Source organism: Dongia rigui, assembly GCF_034044635.1.
In the GTDB taxonomy this organism is placed as follows: domain Bacteria; phylum Pseudomonadota; class Alphaproteobacteria; order Dongiales; family Dongiaceae; genus Dongia; species Dongia rigui.
Genome location: NZ_JAXCLX010000001.1, coordinates 25,136 through 43,340 on the forward strand (window position 1 = coordinate 25,136; position 18,205 = coordinate 43,340).

General features: G+C 61.2%; 19 protein-coding genes. 1 reads left to right on the plus strand and 18 read right to left on the minus strand.

The features are described 5' to 3' along the window. Position 1: 1 nt before the first annotated feature. The 17 genes from SMD31_RS00150 to SMD31_RS00230 all read right to left on the minus strand — a co-directional run bounded on the left by SMD31_RS00150 (position 2) and on the right by SMD31_RS00230 (position 16,994). Positions 2-2,422: a GcvT family protein gene (locus tag SMD31_RS00150; RefSeq protein WP_320498466.1), complete on the minus strand. Its 2,421-nt coding sequence runs from the start codon at positions 2,420-2,422 to the stop codon at positions 2-4. Between the two features lie 43 nt (positions 2,423-2,465). After that, entirely contained in the window at positions 2,466-3,266 is an 801-nt protein-coding gene (locus SMD31_RS00155; RefSeq protein WP_320498467.1) for a DeoR/GlpR family DNA-binding transcription regulator, read from the minus strand. 13 nt (positions 3,267-3,279) lie between these two features. Further along, positions 3,280-5,268, minus strand: a complete 1,989-nt coding sequence (locus SMD31_RS00160) for an ABC transporter permease (protein ID WP_320498468.1) — start codon at positions 5,266-5,268, stop codon at positions 3,280-3,282. Continuing rightward, complete coding sequence (locus SMD31_RS00165) at positions 5,265-6,332, minus strand: quaternary amine ABC transporter ATP-binding protein (protein ID WP_320498469.1); 1,068 nt, start codon at positions 6,330-6,332, stop codon at positions 5,265-5,267. Before SMD31_RS00165 ends, SMD31_RS00160 begins: the two co-directional genes overlap by 4 nt. Before the next feature lie 107 nt (positions 6,333-6,439). Further along, positions 6,440-7,402 carry an ABC transporter substrate-binding protein gene (locus SMD31_RS00170; RefSeq protein WP_320498470.1) on the minus strand — a complete coding sequence of 321 codons (963 nt, stop codon included), beginning with the start codon at positions 7,400-7,402 and terminating at the stop codon, positions 6,440-6,442. A 215-nt stretch (positions 7,403-7,617) separates the two neighbouring features. Further along, positions 7,618-7,959 (minus strand): Grx4 family monothiol glutaredoxin, encoded by a 342-nt coding sequence (gene grxD, locus SMD31_RS00175; RefSeq protein WP_320498471.1) that lies wholly within the window; start codon positions 7,957-7,959, stop codon positions 7,618-7,620. Positions 7,960-8,013: 54 nt separating this feature from the next. After that, positions 8,014-8,940 carry an EamA family transporter RarD gene (gene rarD, locus SMD31_RS00180; RefSeq protein ID WP_320498472.1) on the minus strand — a complete coding sequence of 309 codons (927 nt, stop codon included), beginning with the start codon at positions 8,938-8,940 and terminating at the stop codon, positions 8,014-8,016. A 23-nt stretch (positions 8,941-8,963) separates the two neighbouring features. Further along, entirely contained in the window at positions 8,964-9,200 is a 237-nt protein-coding gene (locus tag SMD31_RS00185) for a BolA family protein (RefSeq protein WP_320498473.1), read from the minus strand. A gap of 18 nt (positions 9,201-9,218) precedes the next feature. After that, entirely contained in the window at positions 9,219-11,420 is a 2,202-nt protein-coding gene (gene purL / locus SMD31_RS00190; protein WP_320498474.1) for a phosphoribosylformylglycinamidine synthase subunit PurL, read from the minus strand. Beyond that, positions 11,417-12,106: a phosphoribosylformylglycinamidine synthase subunit PurQ gene (gene purQ / locus SMD31_RS00195; RefSeq protein ID WP_320498476.1), complete on the minus strand. Its 690-nt coding sequence runs from the start codon at positions 12,104-12,106 to the stop codon at positions 11,417-11,419. Before purQ ends, purL begins: the two co-directional genes overlap by 4 nt. Before the next feature lie 3 nt (positions 12,107-12,109). After that, on the minus strand, positions 12,110-12,352 hold the full coding sequence (gene purS / locus SMD31_RS00200; protein WP_320498477.1) for a phosphoribosylformylglycinamidine synthase subunit PurS: 243 nt from the start codon (positions 12,350-12,352) through the stop codon (positions 12,110-12,112). 87 nt (positions 12,353-12,439) lie between these two features. Continuing rightward, a complete protein-coding gene (gene purC / locus SMD31_RS00205; protein ID WP_320498478.1) occupies positions 12,440-13,204 on the minus strand; it encodes a phosphoribosylaminoimidazolesuccinocarboxamide synthase in 765 nt (254 codons plus the stop codon). Between the two features lie 160 nt (positions 13,205-13,364). After that, entirely contained in the window at positions 13,365-14,318 is a 954-nt protein-coding gene (locus tag SMD31_RS00210) for a nickel/cobalt transporter (protein WP_320500983.1), read from the minus strand. Further along, on the minus strand, positions 14,315-14,905 hold the full coding sequence (locus SMD31_RS00215; RefSeq protein WP_320498479.1) for a DUF1007 family protein: 591 nt from the start codon (positions 14,903-14,905) through the stop codon (positions 14,315-14,317). The genes SMD31_RS00210 and SMD31_RS00215 overlap by 4 nt, the downstream gene beginning before the upstream one ends. Continuing rightward, complete coding sequence (locus tag SMD31_RS00220; RefSeq protein WP_320498480.1) at positions 14,905-15,195, minus strand: hypothetical protein; 291 nt, start codon at positions 15,193-15,195, stop codon at positions 14,905-14,907. Before SMD31_RS00220 ends, SMD31_RS00215 begins: the two co-directional genes overlap by 1 nt. A 36-nt stretch (positions 15,196-15,231) precedes the next feature. Continuing rightward, complete coding sequence (locus SMD31_RS00225) at positions 15,232-16,143, minus strand: metal ABC transporter solute-binding protein, Zn/Mn family (protein WP_320498482.1); 912 nt, start codon at positions 16,141-16,143, stop codon at positions 15,232-15,234. 101 nt (positions 16,144-16,244) lie between these two features. Then, positions 16,245-16,994, minus strand: coding sequence for an NRDE family protein (locus SMD31_RS00230; protein ID WP_320498483.1), 750 nt, complete (start codon positions 16,992-16,994; stop codon positions 16,245-16,247). A gap of 137 nt (positions 16,995-17,131) precedes the next feature. On the opposite strand from SMD31_RS00230, the gene SMD31_RS00235 reads away from it, so the two are divergent. Then, complete coding sequence (locus SMD31_RS00235; RefSeq protein WP_320498485.1) at positions 17,132-17,461, plus strand: DUF1476 domain-containing protein; 330 nt, start codon at positions 17,132-17,134, stop codon at positions 17,459-17,461. 6 nt (positions 17,462-17,467) lie between these two features. Here the strand turns inward: SMD31_RS00235 and SMD31_RS00240 are convergent, their stop codons facing one another. Continuing rightward, the gene (locus SMD31_RS00240; RefSeq protein WP_320498486.1) at positions 17,468-18,172 is read right to left on the minus strand and encodes a GNAT family N-acetyltransferase; all 705 of its coding nucleotides are present in this window, start codon (positions 18,170-18,172) and stop codon (positions 17,468-17,470) included. Positions 18,173-18,205: the final 33 nt, after the last annotated feature.

Below are 18,205 nucleotides of genomic sequence, written 5' to 3' on the forward strand. Positions count from 1 at the left end.
CTTACGCCTTCAGCCGCTCGTTCTTGGGATCATAGAGCGGACCATCATGCCGCGTCGCCGGCGATTGTTCCGTGAACGATTCAACCGTGAAGTTCTGCGCAATGGCGAGTTCAACGGGTAAATAGGCATAGGCGACCGATCTGCCCAACGTGTAGCTGAAATTGCCACTGGTCGTGACACCAACCACCTTGCCGTCATGTATCACCGCCTCGCCACCATAGAGCGGCAGCGGCTTCTCCAGGACGAAGGTACAGAGCTTCTGTTTAACACCAGCCTCTTTTTGCTTTGCCAAGACATCGCGGCCAATGAAGTTGCCTTTCTTCAGATTGACGCGGAAGCCAAGGCCGGCTTCATAGGGCGAATAGTCCGGCGTGATATCCGACGACCAATAGAGATAACCCTTTTCCATGCGTAGGGAATCGATCGCGCGATAGCCGACATCGGCGATGCCATGCTTCTCGCCCGCCTCGCGCAGAACGTCATAGACATGGGCGGCGTACTCGGTCGGCGCGTGCAACTCCCAGCCCAGTTCACCCACATAGCCAATGCGGATCGCGAGGACGGGCGCCGCGCCAACCGTGAGGCGACGGCAGGTCGAAAACGGGAAGGCGGCGTTGGAGATATCTTCTTCGGCCACGGCTGCCAGCACGTCGCGGGATTTCGGCCCGCAGATATTGATCACGGCGCGGGCCGAGGTCATATCGACTATCTGCACCGACCCATCGCGTGGCAGATGGCTTTCGATCCATTGCTTGTCATGCAGGCCAAAGGCACTGCCGGTGACGAAATAGAAGCGGTCCTCCGCGACACGCGAAAAAGTGAGATCGCATTCTATGCCGCCCTTCGGGTTGCACAGCTGGGTATAGACCGTGCTGCCCACCGGCTTGTTCATGTCGGACACGGCGAGATTCTGCAGCGCCGCCAGCGCGCCGGACCCGATGACCTCGTATTTCGCGAAAGATGTCTGGTCGATCAACGCTACGCCACCGCGCACCTTCTTATGCTCGGCACCGACATGGGCGAACCAATTGGTCTTGGCTCGGTCGAAGGCCGGCTCATCGATGGCTTTCACGCCAGCCGGGGCAAACCAGTTGGGCCGTTCCCAGCCACCGCGCGAGCCGAAGACGGCGCCGCGGCTTTTCAGCGTTTCATAGAGCGGTGAGCGGCGGATGCCGCGCATCGTCTCATGCTCGTCGCCCGGGCGATGCAGCTTGTAGTGATGGCCGTAAAGCTCCACCGCCCGCGGATACATGAAGTGGCGCGTGTTGTGGTGAAAATTGAAGCGCCGCACATCGAGCGGCCACAGGTTGAGGCTGGGCGACCCTTCCGCGATCCACTCCGCCATCATCCGGCCGGCGCCACCGCCGGCAGCGATCCCATAGAGGAAGCCGGCCGAGACGAAAAAGTTGTCGAGCTCCGGCGCCTTGCCCATCACGAAATCGGAATCCGCCGAATAGGGGATCGGGCCGTTGATCAATTCGCGCACGCCGACGGTGTTGATGATGGGTGTCCGCTTGCCACCGAGCTTGGCGAGCATTTCAAAGCGCTCGAAATTACCCGGCAGCAGTTCTTGTGCGAAATGCCGTGGAATGCCCCCGGGGGCAAAGGGCAGCGTATCCGGCTCGTAGCCACCGATCACCAGGCCGCGCACTTCCGGCTTGTAATAGACCAGATGGTCCGGATCACGCATGGTCGGCATCTTCTTGGGCACATCCGGCAACGGATCGGTGATGAGATACTGATGCTCGACGGCAAAGCTGGGGATGCGCACCCCGGCAAGGTCGCCCACTTCATGGCCCCACATGCCGGCGCAATTGACGACGATATCGCAGGTCCATTCGCCCTTGTCCGTCTTCACCACGCTGACGCGCCGGTTCTCGACCGTCATGCCCGTGACGCGCTCGCCAATGATGATACGAGCACCCTTGTCCTTGGCACCCTTGGCCAATGCCTGGCAGACGCCGGCCGGGTCGATATAGCCGTCGGAGGGAATGTAGACCGCCGAGCGAACGTCCTCCGTGCTCATGATCGGGAACAGGTCCTGCGCCTCCTTGGGCGACAGTTCGTTCATTTCCAAGCCGAAGCTTTTCGCCATGGTCAGCGAGCGCTTGTTCTCCATCTCGCGCTCGGTCGAACAGGCAAGACGCAGGCTGCCATATTTCTTCCAGTCGATCGCCATGCCCGTCTCGGCTTCGAGCTTGTCATAGAGTTCGACCGAATGCCGCAGCATGCGCGTCACATTGCGCGACGAGCGCAGCTGCCCGACCAGGCCGGCTGCATGCCACGTCGCGCCATGGGTGATCCCGCTCTTTTCCAGGATCACCACATCCGTCTTGCCCATGCGGGTCAGGTGGTAGGCGATCGAGCAACCGATGATGCCGGCACCGATGATCAGAATTTCCGCGTGTTGACGCCCGCTCATCGTCTCTCAAGGCTCCGTGATGACATGGAAAGGAGTGTGGAAGTCAGGCCGCCGGATCGACGACCAGGATTTCAACGTCGTTCCGCTCCAGCGCCTCGGCGAGCGGCCCGGTCGGCCGCTGGTCCGTCACCAGGAGGTCGACGGCATCGAAGCCAAGTGCCGCTACCAGGCACCGACGCCCGAATTTGCTGTGATCGGCGCCGACGATCATGCGCTCGGCATGGCCGACCAGTGAGCGCGAGACCTCCGCCTCACAGAGATGGTCGTCCATGACGCCGAGACTGATATCGAGGCCGGAGGCGCTGATGATCGCCGTCTTCACCATGAATTGCTGCAGGAAGAGAATGGCGGCCGGGCCGAAGGCGGCGCTGTCATCGGCACGCAATTCGCCGCCGGCCAGATAGACCTTGTTCCCCTGCCCCGTGCTGAGATGCTGCGCGATCGACGCGGAATTCGTCACCACCGTCAGATTGCGCCGCCCCTTCAGGGCCTGCGCCACATATGTGTTGGTCGAGCCGGTGTCGAGAAAGACCGATTCCCCGTCGCTGATCTCATTGGCGATGGCCGCGGCGATCGCCTGTTTGGCGGCCATGTTGTCAAGCATGCGCCGCTGCAGCGGCTGATCTTCGCTGCGATCGCGCCAGCGCACATTGCCGTGGCTCTTCTCGACCAGACCCTTGGCCGACAGCAGGCGGAGGTCGCGCCGGATCGTCTCACCGGAGACATCCAGCGCCTCGGCAAGCTGCGTCACCGCCAGCAATTGGTCGCGCCGCAACACTTCCATGATGCGTGCCTGCCGGCTGTTGAGCCGGAGATCGGAGAGAACTTCGAGATCTTTTGCCATGATGCACCTGCCCCTAATGTTGGGCGTTGATATCGAGAAGGCCGAGCCGGGCGCGGGCGCGCCTGGCCCCGGCGGCGGCGAGCCGATCGAGGACGATGCCGAGAAAAGCAACGCACAAGCCGGCGACAATCCCACGTCCCGGATCGGCTTTGGTTAGGGCGATATAGACTTCCTGCCCCAGGTCGCGCGTCCCCACCAGGGCGGTGATGACCAACATGCTGAGCGACAGCAGGATGACCTGATTGATACCCAGCATGATCTCGGGCAAAGCGAGCGGCATCTGCACACGCCAGAGAATCTGCCGCGGTGTCGAGCCCATTGCACGGGCCGCCTCGATCACTTGCGGGGAGACGTTGCGCAGGCCATGGGCGGTATAGCGGATGGCGGGCGTCACCGCGAAAAACACGATCGCGATCATGGCGGTCACATCGCCCACGCGGAACAGCATCACCACCGGAATCAGGTAGACGAAGGTCGGCAGTGTCTGCAGCGTGTCGACGGCAATGGTGGCGACGCGGTTACCCCAGTCGCTGCGCGACGCCCAGGCACCGATCGGAATGCCGATCATTGCCGCGATGATCGCGGAAATGGCGCAAAGGTAGACCGAGATCATGGCCTTTTCCCACTGGCCGGCAACCAGGATGAAAGCAATGAGCACACCAACCAGAACGGCCAGCTTGCGACCGCCGAGCTGATAGCCGGCAAGAACCAGGCCAGCAAGGATGGCAATCCAAGGGGCGGCCAGGAGGCCCTGCTTCACCGGGTTCATAACGTTCAGCAACAGCCAGGTCCGGACAGCTTCGATAGAATCGAAGAAGTTGATGTTGATCCACTTGACGATCTCGTTGAGGGAATCACCCAATGTCAACACCAGCGCCTTGGGCACTTCCGAGAAGGCGGAAATGAACGTGCCGAGCACAGTCGTCACGAGCAGCCAGGCGACGCCGCCCGCCAAATATGGGTGGCGCGCCAGGAAGGTGCTGCCGGACGAAACTGGGCTGGCCTGCCGCTGCGCGGCTGCCTGGCTGATACGGTCGAGGCTTATGGCAATCGCGACGATCGCCATGCCGGCAACCGTACCACGACCGATATCGCCCTGCCGCAGCGCCAGCAGGACGTCGTAACCCAATCCACCTGCCCCGATCATCGAGGCGATGATGACCATGTTGAGTGTCATCATGATGACCTGGTTGACACCGACCATCAGCAGCGACCGGGAACTGGGGATCATAATGCGCCACATCTTCTGGCGCGGCGAACATCCGGCCATGTTGCCGAAATCCATGACTTCTTCCGGCACCGATCGCAAGGCCAACACCGTCGCCCGTACCATCGGCGGCACGGCAAAGATGACGGTGGCGACCAGCGCCGGGACCGGCCCCGACCCGAACAGCAGCAGGACCGGCACCAGATAGGCAAAGGACGGCATCGTCTGCATGAGGTCGAGCGATGGCTGCACCACCCAGACGGCCAGCCGTTCATGGCGAAACGCCAGGATGCCGAAGAGGAGACCCAGGACGACAGCGATGGGCACGCAGACAATGACCGAGGCCAGCGTCAGCATGGCACCCTTCCATTGCCCGAATAGGGCGATGTAGATGAAGCACACGAAGACCGTGAGCGCCGTTCGCATGCCGCCATAGGCGTAGCCAAGGAGCGTCACGGCACCGATGATCCCCACCCAGGACAGGCGCGGCACAATGACAGCATCATTGGGCGCCAGGATACCCTTGGCGAGAATAGCGATCATGCTATCGAGCGGCACGTCGAGAACCGCCGCCAGCCCACGCGTCAGGAACTGGATGTTTGCCACCAGCCATTTCGCTGCAAGGCCGATCCATTTGGCAAAGTTGACCTCGAGCTTATCTGGATACTTGACCAGCGGGGCCAGACTGTCTTTCAAGAGCCACAGCGCGACGACGGCGATGAGGAAGCCGAGCCAGATCAGCGGCCAGGGCGTCCGCCGATCGTCTCCCTCAAATGCTGCCGTCTCGACACTCATGGCTTCGATCCACGCGCGAGCAGAATCGCCAGGACCATTTCCGGGTCGATCTCGCCCACCACGGCGCCATCGACACGCACGGCGAACGGCTGACCGGCGCCGATGACCCTTGGCGCGATGTCGACGATCTTGTCGCGGGCGTTCACCTCGCCAGCGACCGCCACCCCACTCCATGGGCGCATGATGCGGCCGGCGCTCACGACCTTGGCGCGGTCGACGTCACCCGTGAATTCGGCGACGTAATCGGTCGCGGGATTGAGCACCAGGTCCTCAGGTGTGCCGAGCTGGACCACGGCACCGTCTTTCATGATGGCGATACGATCGGCAAGGCGAATGGCCTCGTCGAAATCATGTGTCACGAAGACGATGGTCTTCTTGAGCACATTTTGCAGGCGCTGCAGCTCTGCCTGCATTTCCCGGCGGATGAGCGGATCGAGCGCGGAAAACGGTTCGTCAAGGAACCACAGTTCGGGATTGGCCGCCAGCGACCTGGCAATGCCGACACGCTGTTGCTGGCCACCGGACAACTGGCGCGGGAAACTCAGTTCCTTGCCCTTGAGGCCGACAAGTTCCAGAACGTCGCGGGCGCGCTGCTGGCGCTCGGCCTTGCCGACCTTCTGCAGCGACAGCGGGAAGGCGACATTGTCGATGACGGTGAGGTGCGGCAGCAAGGCGAAATGCTGGAACACCATGCCCATCTTGTGCCGGCGGATCTCGATCATCTGCGCGGGGCTGGCGTCGAGGAGGTTCTGATCCTCGAACATAACCACGCCGGCACTGGGCTCGATGAGGCGCGACAGGCAGCGAAGCAAGGTGGATTTGCCGGAACCAGAGAGACCCATGAGGACGAAAATCTCGCCCGCGCGCACATCAAGCGTGACATCGCGGACGGCGGCCATCTGTCCGCGGGCAGCGAGTTCGGCGGCACCGAGGTCGGCGAGCTGGGCGGCGTCGAACCTTCGCTCGGTATCGGCACCGAACAGCTTCCACACGTTGCGGCAGGAGAGCTTTACGCCGCCAAGCCGTGCTTCGTTCAAATCTTGCGCGACGCTGGGCGCATCCATTGGCGCGTCACCCTGCCCCATTTAAGACCTTTGAGGAGACATACCCTTGATAAATAAATGGCCGGGCCGCCAGTCCATGACGGCCCGGCCAGTTAGGGAAGCAGGCGCTACTCAGCCCACTGCTTGATCTTCTCCTGGTTGGCAGCAATCCAGGCATCCGCCACGTCGTCGAGCGACTTCTTGTCGAGGTCGACCTCGCCAATCAGCGTGTTCATCTCATCATCGGTGAATTTCATGTTCTTGGCGATCTTATGCGCCACCGGCCACTTGTCGGCGAAACCCTTCCAAGAATACTTGTAGATCTCGCCATGCGGCTTGCCGCAGTCATAGGCCTTGTCGGGGTTCGAACCCCAGGCCGGGTCGTTGTAGCATTCGGGCGTCCATTCCGGGAACTGCACCCACTCGCCCTTATACTTCGCCGGTGCCCAATGCGGGGTGTAGATCCACAGAATGATCGGCGCCTTGCGCTGATAGGCGGATTCAAGCTCGGCGAACATCGCGGCGTCGGTGCCGGCATGGACCACTTCGAAGGGCAGGTCGAGCGCTTCGACACGCTCGTCGTCAAAGCCGCCCCAGGTCACCGGGCCACCGAGATAGCGCCCCTTCGGCGCGGTTTCCGGCGTCGAGAAAGCTTCGGCGCAGCCTTTCAGCGCCTCCCAATTGGGAAGGCCCGGGCACTTCTCCTTCATGTATTCCGGAAACCACCATTCTTCCTTGGCCTTGGGACCGATGGGACCGAGGTTTTCGGTCTCGCCACTGGCATCAGCGTCTGCCATCGCTTCGCGCGCGGTCGTGTCCCAATACTCCATGCCGATGGTGAGATCGCCGGTGCGCAGACCCGTTTGGATGCTGGCAAGGTAATCCGACGTCACCAGTTCGGTGTTGTAGCCGTATGATTTCAGGATCTTCGACAGGATGGTCGCGTTCAGATTGACGCTGGTCCAGTCAAAGAGGGCGATCTTGATCGGATCGGTGCTTTCCGGTTCCGCCGCGGCGGGCATCGAAAAGCCGGCGCCGAGGGCCAAAGCCATGGCGGCACCCATCGCCTTGCGGCGGAAGGTCATCGTCATTCCACGTCTCCCGATTTGCCTCAATCGGCTCCGTTCGTCGGAGCGCTGTGTATTAGTATGAAAATCTAGCCACAGCCCCAAATGGTTCGCAAGTCAATTGTGCGAAATTCGTGGAAACGATGTTGATTTGACCGCACGGTCCAAACGGCAAAGAAAAAGCCGGCTCGCTTCACAGCGGACCGGCCTTTCAACGCGCGTAGATGTCGAAGCAGACGTCAGGCAGCCTGGCTGGAGGCGACGCCCTTATCCTTCAAAAGCTGCTGCAACTCGCCGGACTCGTACATCTCGCGAATGATGTCGCAACCGCCGACGAACTCGCCCTTCACATAGAGCTGCGGAATGGTCGGCCAGTTGGTGAATTCCTTCACGCCCTGACGCAAGCTCGGGTCCTGCAGAATGTCGATGCCTTTGAACTTCACACCAAGATGGCTCAGCACCTGGACGACCGCAGCCGAGAAGCCGCACTGCGGGAAAACAGGTGTGCCCTTCATGTAGAGCACCACATCGTTGCTGCCGATGTCGTCGCGGATACGGTCGAAAACGGGGTTGTCACTCATGGCGTCAAATCCTTTCTGCCTATGCCCGCGATATGGCGGCTGTCAGTTGGAAAGTCAATTGTCGAGACCGAGCACAGGTTCGGCCGTTCGATGGGCATTCTGCCGCCGACGCAGCCAAGGCGCCAGCGAGAAGACCGCAAGGCCGACCCAAATTGCTGCAAAGGTCAGGCCGTGAATCAAGGTAAACGGCTCGCCATAGGCCAAAACTGCCAGGCTCACCTGCACCGTGGGGTTGAGATACTGCATGAGACCCAGCGAGGTGAGGTCGAGGCGATTGGCCGCACCGGCAAAAAACAACAGGGGAATTGTGGTTATGACCCCTAGCCCAATGATGAGACTTTGGTCGTGCCTGGAGCCCATGAGGAAATGCCCCTGCCCGGTCTTCTCAAGCCACAGGGCGTGGGCGAGGGCAAAGGGGACCAGCAACGCGGTCTCGGTGAACAGGGCAAGCATGGCCGGGAGGCGCAGCATCTTTCGGCACAGACCATAGATGGCAAAGGTCCCAGCCAGAGACAAGGCGATCCATGGCAGGCGGCCGAAGGCGAATGTCGTCATCGCCACACCGATCGCAACGATGATCAGCCCGCCAAACTGGATGCGCGTCATGCGCTCCTTGAAGACCAGGACACCCAGCGTCACGCTGAGCAGCGGGCAGATGAAGTAGCCAAGGCCTGCTTCCAGCGCCTGACCGCTTGCCACCGCCCAAATGAAGATGAGCCAGTTCGCCGCCAGGAACAGTGACGAAATGAAGAGGCCCGCCAGCTTGCGCCGGTTTCGGAACAACAAGGATATCTCGCTACGCCGCACCAGAAACGCTGTGCCAAACGCCGTCAGCACCAGCGACCAGATAATCCGGTGATCCAGCACTTCCGGCGGCGACATGAAGGCCGTCGCATGGAAGTAGAGGGACATCAACCCCCAGCTGAGATAAGCGGCCGCAGCAAAGCCGAGCCCCGCGCGATAGGCGGGATGACGCGACATGATCCGCGGCCGTTCGTCTGTCTTTAGGCTGCAGGGGCCGAGGTCTGCAATGCAAGCGCGTGCAACTCGTCACCCATCTTGCCACGCAAAGCGGCGTAGACGATCTGATGCTGCTGAACGCGAGACTTGCCGACAAAGGCGGAAGAGACGACCTGCGCGGCGTAGTGATCGCCGTCGCCGCGCAGATCCTCGATATTCACTTCCGCATCGGGCAAGGCTTCCTTGATGAGGCGGGCAATTTCGCTGGCTTCCATCGCCATGGCAGTGCACTCCGTTCTTTAGGCTGCGCCCATCAGGGTCGGCAGGAAGGCCTCATGCGATTGCTTGAGATCCCGGATAGACATCTTACGACCGTCGAGGACCACATCGGCGGCGCCCGTGGTGCCGATGCGCTCGACCGGCACGCCGGCAGCCATGGCTTTCGCTTCGATGCCGGCTGCAGCCGACGTGGGAACGGCGATGACGTAACGCGCCTGATCTTCGCCGAACCAATAGCCGTGTGACGGGACGTCGCTCTGCGGCGTGGTCAGCGTGACACCGACACCACCGGCCAGAGCCATATCGGCCACAGCCACCAGCAGACCGCCATCAGAGACATCGTGGCAGGTCACGACTTCGCCGGCAACGATCAGACCGCGAACGAAATCGCCATTGCGACGCTCGGCCGCCAGATCGACGGGCGGCGGCGCGCCCTCTTCCCGGCCCTGCGTTTCGCGCAGGTAGATCGACTGGCCAAGCCAGCCCTTGCTCTCACCCAGAACCAGCACGGCTTCATCGTCAGCCTTGAAGGCCACCGTCGCCATGCGGTCGACATTCTTCATCAGGCCCACACCGCCAATGGTCGGGGTGGGCAGAATGCCCTTGCCGTTCGTCTCGTTATAGAGCGAGACATTGCCGGAAATGACCGGATAGTCGAGTGCGCGGCAGGCATCCGCCATGCCTTCGATCGACAAGGCAAACTGCCCCATGATCTCGGGTCGCTGCGGGTTGCCGAAATTCATGTTGTCGGTGATGGCGAGCGGCAAGGCGCCGACCGCCGTGATGTTGCGCCAGCTTTCCGCCACCGCCTGCGCACCGCCCTGCTTCGGGTCGGCAAACACATAGCGCGGCGTGCAGTCCGAGCTCATGGCCAGCGCCTTCCCCGGGACGCCGGGAACCCGCACGACGGCGGCATCGCCACCCGGCCGCTGCGCCGTCTGGCCCATGACGAGGTGGTCATATTGTTCCCACACCCAGCGACGGCTGGCGAGATCGGGCGAGCCGATCAGCGTCTTCAAGGCACCCAGCAGGTCGTTCGGTGCCGGGACGTCCTTGGCATTGATGACCGGCTGTGCGGGTGTCGGGATCCAGGGGCGCTCATAGACCGGCGCCTTGTCGACCAGTGGTGCCACCGGCATATCCGCCTGCACCTGGCCGTCCTTCTTGAGAACCAAATGGCCGGTATTGGTGAGCGTGCCAATGACGGCAAAATCGAGTTCCCACTTGTCGAAGATCGCCCGCGCCTTTTCCATCGCCGCCGGCTTCAGCACCATGAGCATGCGCTCCTGGCTTTCCGACAGCATGATCTCATAGGCGGTCATCTTGGTTTCTCGCACCGGCACCTTGTCGAGGTCGAGTTCGATACCGAGGCCGCCCTTCGACGACATTTCGACCGATGACGAGGTGAGGCCCGCGGCACCCATGTCCTGGATGGCCACGATCGCGTCGGTCGCCATCAGTTCAAGGCAGGCTTCGAGCAGAAGCTTTTCGGTGAACGGATCGCCCACCTGCACGGTCGGGCGCTTCTCTTCCGAATCCTCGGTGAATTCGGTCGACGCCATCGTGGCGCCGTGGATGCCGTCGCGCCCGGTCTTGGCACCGACATAGATGACCGGGTTGCCGACGCCGGCGGCCGCCGAATAGAAAATCTTGTCGGTGTCGGCAAGGCCCACAGTCATCGCGTTGACCAGGATGTTGCCGTTATAGCTGGCATGGAAATTGACCTCGCCACCCACCGTCGGCACGCCCATGCAATTGCCATAGCCGCCGATACCGGCAACCACACCGCTGATGAGATGCTTGGTCTTCGGATCGTTCGGCTCGCCGAAGCGCAGTGCGTTCAAATTGGCGATCGGCCGCGCGCCCATGGTGAACACGTCGCGCATGATGCCGCCCACACCCGTCGCAGCACCCTGATAGGGCTCGATGAAACTGGGATGGTTATGGCTTTCCATCTTGAAGATGGCGGCCTGGCCGTCGCCGATATCGATGACGCCGGCATTCTCGCCCGGCCCCTGGATGACCCACGGCGCCTTGGTCGGCAGTTTCTTGAGATGCACGCGCGAAGACTTGTAGGAGCAGTGCTCTGACCACATGACCGAGAAGATGCCGAGTTCGGTCATGCTGGGCTCGCGCCCCATGATCTCCAGAACCAGCTTGTATTCGTCGGCGCTGAGGCCGTGCTCGGCGACGATTTCGGGGGTAATCTTCGGCGCACTCACGACACGGCCTCCACCAGGCTGTGGAACAAAGCCTTGCCGTCGGTCGACCCGTGGATCGGCTCGATCGCGTTCTCAGGATGTGGCATCAGCCCCAGCACGTTGCGTTGTTTATTGAGGATGCCCGCGATGTGGCGGGTCGACCCGTTGGGATTGTAGTTGGCATCGAGACGCCCTTCCGGACCGCAATAGCGGAAAGCGATGCGATCTTCGGCCTCCAGCTCATCCAGCGTCTTCGGATCGGCGAAGTAATTGCCGTCGTGATGGGCAACCGGCACGGACAGCACTTGGCCCTTCTTGTAACCGGCGGTGAAGCGCGAGTTCGACGTCTCGACGCGCAGGCCCACATTGCGACAGACGAACTTCAAATTCGCGTTGCGCAGCAGGACACCGGGCAGCAGGCCGGCCTCGGTGATGATCTGGAATCCGTTGCAGATGCCGATGACGGCCATGCCCTGCTCGGACCGCGCCTTCACTTCGCGCAGGACCGGCGAATTGGCGGCAATGGCGCCGCAGCGCAGATAGTCGCCATAGGAGAAGCCGCCAGGCACGAGCACCAGATCGACCTTGGGGAGTGAGGTGTCGCGATGCCAGACCATGATCGGCTCGCGCCCGATGGCCTGGGTCAGCGCCGCCTTGGCGTCATTCTCGCGATTGGAGCCGGGGAATACGACGATCGCTGCCTTCATGGCTCAGTCCACCAGATCGATGGTGTAATTCTCGATGACGGTGTTGGCGAGCAACTTGCCGCACATCTGATCAACCGCGGCCTTCGCCTTCGCCTTGTCGCTCTCCTTGAGATCGACTTCGATGTATTTGCCCTGGCGGACATCATCGACGCTGTCGAAGCCCAGTGCGTGCAGCGCATTCGCGATAGCGCGCCCCTGCGGATCAAGGACACCTGATTTGAGGGTGATGTGAATGCGGGCCTTCATAACGCTCCCTTTATCGAAAGAAAGTCAAACTAACTGAAACGAGAGGGGCGCCCAAAAGGCGCCCCGAAACTCCGGGCGAAACCGCCCCTATTGCATCGTACTCGGTCCCTTCATGTCGCGCGGTCCGCCCTCGGGCAAAATACCCAGTCGGCGCGCGACTTCCTGATAGGCTTCCTCGACATTGCCGAGATCGCGGCGGAAACGGTCCTTGTCCAGCTTCTCGCCGGTCTTCACGTCCCACAGGCGGCAATTGTCGGGGCTGATCTCATCGGCCAGAACAATGCGCATTTCATCGTTTTCATAGAGCCGGCCGAATTCCAGCTTGAAATCAACCAGGCGCAAGCCGACGCCCAGCATCAGGCCCGACAGGAAGTCATTCACCCGCAGGGCCAGCGCCAGCATCTCGTCGAGATCCTGCGGCAGGGCCCAATTGAAGGCGGTGATATGTTCTTCCGACACCATCGGGTCGCCGAGTTCGTCCGATTTATAGTAGTACTCGATGATCGAGCGCGGCAGCGGCGTCCCTTCGGGGATGCCGAGGCGCTTGGCCATGGAGCCGGCAGCCACATTGCGCACCACGACCTCGAGCGGGATGATCTCGACCTCGCGCACCAACTGCTCGCGCATGTTGAGTCGGCGCACGAAATGGGTCGGGATCCCAATCTCGCCCAGGCGCAGCATCAGGTATTCGGAGATACGATTGTTGAGCACCCCCTTACCGGTGATGGTGCCCTTCTTCTGGTTATTGAAGGCGGTCGCGTCGTCCTTGAAATACTGTACCAGCGTGCCCGGCTCGGGTCCTTCGAACAGAACCTTGGCCTTGCCTTCGTAAATACGGCGCCGGCGCGACATGGGGTATCTCCAATTCTGCTCGACGACGCCAGAAAGACTCATGTCCGCCGCGCTGCCGAGATTCGGCCATCTTCTAGCAGCATGGGCCGGCTAATACAATCATTGGAGCCGCCGCGATAGCGTCGTCCAAGGCAGCAGAAAATACATATATTACAATTAATTACGCAGAGACCTGCGCTATGAGATGGGCAGCCAGCAGAATGGTGCCGATGGCGATCACCAAAACCGGTCCGGAAAGGGCCAGCCAGCGCCCCGTTTGCCCTCCCTCAGGCAGCCGGATAACGACCTGGTGCCGCAACAGAATGCTGGCAACACCCAGCCCCGCCAGGGTCAAACCCATTCCCAGGGCAATCGCCGTCGCCATGGCTATCCCTGCAAAAATCAGCCCATTTGCCATCGTGAACAGCAGGATCAGGATGGCCCCTGAGCACGGGACAAACCCAGCCGCCAGCGCCAGCAGGTTCCGCTGCCAGGTCGCGTTCCGGTCCATTTGCGCCGCGTGACCCGAGCAGCACGCATGCCCTGCCCCATGGTCATGCGCCCCGCCGTGAGGATGATGATGCATATGTCCACCGCGCGCCCATTCGCGCAGCATCAGAAGGCCGATCGCAATGATCGCCCCATAACTAATGAGGCGCAGCCAGAAGAACTCGTTGGTGGGGGAAACAAGGCTGCGTGACAGGATCAGATGGGCAACACCGACGATGACGATCGCCCCCACGACATGGCTGAGGGCGATCCAGCTTGCCATGCCCACGCCGCGCCAGGGTTGGGCCTGCCGCCCCAGGAAATAGCCGATCACAACTGTCTTGCCGTGACCTGGACCCAAGGCGTGAAAGACGCCGTAAAGGAAAGCAATGACCAAGCCGCTCCAGAGTGCGCCTTTGTCGTCGCCTTTCTTGATTGCCATCAGCCGATCATTGATCGCGCGATTGACATCGCGCTGCCAACCAACAAACGTCCGCCCGATCGTCGTTACCAACCCAGTCGAAACCCCAGCGGCCGCTGCACGCGGCTGCGCCGAAGTGAAAGGCGACGCGCCCTCTTCTGCCCGCGCCAATGGCGCTGCCAGCAACGTGGCGATGAGGAACAGCAGAAAAGCACAGGTCTTCATGGGCAACCGATTGTGACAATTTGCGGGACAACAAAGCCGCCGAAATAGGCGTGTGCCGGATCGTCGGCCACATGCGCCTGGCAAGCGGCATCCCCGTCGATCGCCACCGGCGCCTTCTCGGCCAGCAGCACCTCGACGTAATATTCCTGGTCATAGATCGAGACGGCGAGCTTTTCCTGCCGGGGATCGACGGGATGTGGCAGCTGATAGGTCAGCCGAAACCGGACGGCCCCGTCGACGACGTCAGCCACGAAACCGGATGGCGCCATTTTTCCCAGGTCCTTGCCGTCCAGATAGATATAGGTGAAATAGCGAAAGGCTGCGAGGTTCGGCAAAGTACCTTCCTTCACCTGCTCACTCTCGGCGGCACTGAACTGCTTGTCGCCATCGGCGTCGAACTGCCCAAGCAGGTCTTCGGTAAAAATGTCATCGAAACGCCATTCAGTTTGCAACGACGTCACTTTGCCGTCGACAAAGGAAAAGGCGAGGCGGTTGTCGATGAAGACATGCGGGTGCGCTAGGGCGGCGTCGGGCCGAATGAGCAACAGCACGACGCTCGCCAGCAGTGATACCGAACGCCACCGCATCAGAAGCTGATATCGGGCGCCACCTGAAAAGCGCAATGGCACAACGGGCAAACAACCGTCTCGGTCGCATCGGCCGGCTTCACACCGCGCTTGATCGCGTCATCGAGCAGCAGCCGGGCATCGGCCAGCAGCTGCGTATGTGCCGATTGACCGCCACAGGCCAGCGACAGCGCCTCAAGATCGACAGGCGCCAAAGGCTCGGTGGACAGAGCCCAGGCGCGCACAACGCCTAACCCGGCAACAGAGACCATCGCCCCGGCCCCCAATAGAACCTTACGCCTTGATGGCATACCCGACTCCGCAGCGCAGTGATAACCGGACGGACTTTACTTGAGAACCTTCAACAATTCAGCCGCATTATAGCGATAAAGCGACAGCAGATCGGCGGCCGGCCCGCCAGGCGCCGAGAGTGCGTCGGAATGAAGGTCGCCGCCCACAACAGCCCCTGTATCGGCGGCCAGGCTTTCCACGAAGCGCGGATCATTCATATTCTCGATGAAGATCGCCTTGATATCGCCGCCTTTGATCTGCTCGACGATGTTCTTGAGATCCTGCGCCGAAGGCTCGGCTTCGGTGGACATGCCCTGGACGGCGACGAAGTCGATGCCATAGGCGCGACCGAAATATTGGAAGGCATCGTGGGAGGTCAGGATGCGTTTGTTTTCCGACGGCAAGCTGCCCAACGACGCCGAGAGTTCCGTATCCAACGCCCGGAAACGGGCCTTCAAATCCTCAGCGTTCTTTCTGAACGCGCCGGCCGATTCGGGGGCCGCCTTGGCGAGGCCCGCTGCAATGTTGTCGATATAGGTCAGGACCAGCTTCGGGTCCTGAAAGGCATGCGGATCCGGCCCGCCATGATCGTGATCATGCGCGCCCTCGCCTTCCGCCGCAGGCTCTTCCGCCTCGGTCGACGCCAGAGGCTCGATACCGGTCGTCGCCTCGACGAGTTCGCCCTTGAAGGTCGAGGCATCGATCAGGCGGTCGAGCCAGGGCTCCAGCCCCAACCCATTGGCGACGAGCACTCTGGCGCCTGCCACGGCGCGTTGGCTTTCGGCCGTCGGCTCAAAGGCGTGCGCATCGGAATCCGGTCCGACCAAGGTGGTCAAGGCAATGGCATCGCCGCCAATATGCTGCGTGAGATCGCCAAGGATGCTGAAGGTGGCAACGACCGGCAACTTGCCGTCGGCTTCGGCGATGGCTGGAACCGACAACAACAGTCCAGCCGCCAAACCTGTCATTCGCAAAAGCCGATGCCACATGAACCAACTCCAAATGATACGTTATACTATAACATCTCTAGATTGAGCCGCAGTCGTGCGCAAGCGCTAAATCCTCTGCTTCAACGTAAATCGATGTCGACCCAGCCCTGGCTTTCCGGCCGCCCGCCGAGGAACCGCCAGACCGGCGCCCGGTCCGAATGATTGACCGACGGCAAAGCGATCAGGGACGAAGACACCGTCCCGAAGCCCGTGTTCGAAACGACATACATGGCATCGAACACGTCCCCGCTCGGCTCGTATTCGCGGGACTGCAATACCTTGGTCCACGCATCCCAATCACCGGAGCCCGGATCCGGTAACGCGGCCTCACGCCAGCGCGGCAGAAAATGGCGCGTCCGGGCACTGCTCATGTCATTGAGGTCCATCGCCGTTATCATCGACAGGCCAGGCAACAGGGCAATGGCCTCAATCTCCTGCCCCAGATTGCGCAGCCAATAGGCATGCGTGTTATCGGCAACGACCATGTTGAACGGGCGATAGGCGGCAGCATCAAGCTCCTGCAACATCGCGACCGCCGCTTCCGCATCGGCAAAATCGAGTGCATCCAGCACCAATTCGCCACGCGAGCGCTTGCCGGCCTGCGGCCCCAGCGTGTCCCGGCGGTTGAGGATACCAGCCACGACGCCGAAATCGTTGATGCCGAGCCAGGAACCGCCGGCAAGGACGTCTTTGCCGGCAACCACTTCCGGCCGGTCGGACCAATGGCGCGCTGGTGGCGCCCAAGGACGCTCATGCATTTCATCACGGTTGCTGGCAATGAGGATCGGCCAGTCATGGTCCGGTCGGGAGAGAATGATAACGCTGCACATATGTCCCAACCGGCTGAAAAGCTTGAAAGTTATAGAAGACCTAAACTGCCCCTATTAGACTTGACGGAAGCGCGGCGGCCAACCATTTTTCCACCAAGCTAAGCTGCTTTCTGAACCAGTCAAAGGATTGCAAGGTTATGACCACTTTCGACGAGCGCGAATCCGCCTTCGAGAACAAGTTCAAGCATGACAAGGAGTTGGAGTTCAAAGTGAACAGCCGCCGTAACAAGCTGCTGGGTCTTTGGGCGGCCAAGCTCCTCGGCTTCGATGGCGTCGAAGCGGAGACTTATGCCAAGGAAGTCGTCGCGTCGGATTTCGTCGAGGCTGGTGACCATGACGTCCTGAAGAAGGTCCTTGCCGACTTCCAGGCCAAGAACGTCGATATCAGCGAGCATCGCCTCAGGAAGCAAATGGACGAATTGCTGGCGACTGCCAAGCAGCAGATCATGACGGAAGTGAAGATCTGATTGCTCTCAGAAGTGGCGGATCAACACGGCCACTTCCCGATCGATGTCGAAATTGCAGCGGCGATAGAGCTCTATCGCCGCTGTATTTTTATCGACGACCGTGAGCGTCATCGGCGCGTCGTTTTCGGCTTGCCTCACCAGGCAGCGCCGCGCCTCGTCCATCACCATCTGGCCGATGCGACGGCCCTTCTGGTCTCCGGCGCGCACCACGGCGTTGATATAGGTGTTCGGCTCGGTATAGCGCAGCAAGCCGATCCCTTTGCCGTTCTCGATCAGGATCCGCGCCTTTATCCCTGACTGCTGCAGGTAACGACGAATCTCCTCGGGCTTGGGGACAAAGGCACCAGGCACGTCGGCAAAACCTGTCGTCAACACATCGATATAAACATCGGCCCAGTCGGGCCAGGCATCATGCCAGGCAGCACCGGGCGGCAACGGCAGATCCGGCCCCCATGCCGGATTCCGGCAACTCATATCGTAATCGCTGTAGTAATGGCGGTAACCCGCGGCCTCGATGGCCGCCCGGTGTGGTTGCCAGATAGGCGTCATCGCCAATTCGTTCGACCTCGCCCCCAGTTTGGTGGCGCGTGCGGCGAGTTCGGCTAGCAAATCGGTCGCCAGCGAACCATTCATCCTGCCGTCGGCCAGCCCCACCACTTCGAAGGGCACAACACCGTTCACACCGATGATCGTATCGAGGATGACCGCCACCACGCCGCGCTCGCGCCAGTCGATGATGGCTGC

Bases quoted from the DNA above. Each gene is read 5' to 3' on its own strand.
- SMD31_RS00220 (WP_320498480.1), bottom strand. From the start codon at position 15,195: ATGCCATCAAGGCGTAAGGTTCTATTGGGGGCCGGGGCGATGGTCTCT.
- SMD31_RS00165 (WP_320498469.1), bottom strand. From the start codon at position 6,332: ATGGATGCGCCCAGCGTCGCGCAAGATTTGAACGAAGCACGGCTTGGC.
- SMD31_RS00225 (WP_320498482.1), bottom strand. From the start codon at position 16,143: ATGACAGGTTTGGCGGCTGGACTGTTGTTGTCGGTTCCAGCCATCGCC.
- SMD31_RS00185 (WP_320498473.1), bottom strand. From the start codon at position 9,200: ATGGCGATGGAAGCCAGCGAAATTGCCCGCCTCATCAAGGAAGCCTTG.
- SMD31_RS00155 (WP_320498467.1), bottom strand. From the start codon at position 3,266: ATGGCAAAAGATCTCGAAGTTCTCTCCGATCTCCGGCTCAACAGCCGG.
- purC (WP_320498478.1), bottom strand. From the start codon at position 13,204: ATGTCGCGCCGGCGCCGTATTTACGAAGGCAAGGCCAAGGTTCTGTTC.
- grxD (WP_320498471.1), bottom strand. From the start codon at position 7,959: ATGAGTGACAACCCCGTTTTCGACCGTATCCGCGACGACATCGGCAGC.
- SMD31_RS00235 (WP_320498485.1), top strand. From the start codon at position 17,132: ATGACCACTTTCGACGAGCGCGAATCCGCCTTCGAGAACAAGTTCAAG.
- purS (WP_320498477.1), bottom strand. From the start codon at position 12,352: ATGAAGGCCCGCATTCACATCACCCTCAAATCAGGTGTCCTTGATCCG.
- SMD31_RS00160 (WP_320498468.1), bottom strand. From the start codon at position 5,268: ATGAGTGTCGAGACGGCAGCATTTGAGGGAGACGATCGGCGGACGCCC.
- SMD31_RS00150 (WP_320498466.1), bottom strand. From the start codon at position 2,422: ATGAGCGGGCGTCAACACGCGGAAATTCTGATCATCGGTGCCGGCATC.
- rarD (WP_320498472.1), bottom strand. From the start codon at position 8,940: ATGTCGCGTCATCCCGCCTATCGCGCGGGGCTCGGCTTTGCTGCGGCC.
- SMD31_RS00210 (WP_320500983.1), bottom strand. From the start codon at position 14,318: ATGAAGACCTGTGCTTTTCTGCTGTTCCTCATCGCCACGTTGCTGGCA.
- SMD31_RS00170 (WP_320498470.1), bottom strand. From the start codon at position 7,402: ATGACGATGACCTTCCGCCGCAAGGCGATGGGTGCCGCCATGGCTTTG.
- purQ (WP_320498476.1), bottom strand. From the start codon at position 12,106: ATGAAGGCAGCGATCGTCGTATTCCCCGGCTCCAATCGCGAGAATGAC.
- SMD31_RS00215 (WP_320498479.1), bottom strand. From the start codon at position 14,905: ATGCGGTGGCGTTCGGTATCACTGCTGGCGAGCGTCGTGCTGTTGCTC.
- SMD31_RS00230 (WP_320498483.1), bottom strand. From the start codon at position 16,994: ATGTGCAGCGTTATCATTCTCTCCCGACCGGACCATGACTGGCCGATC.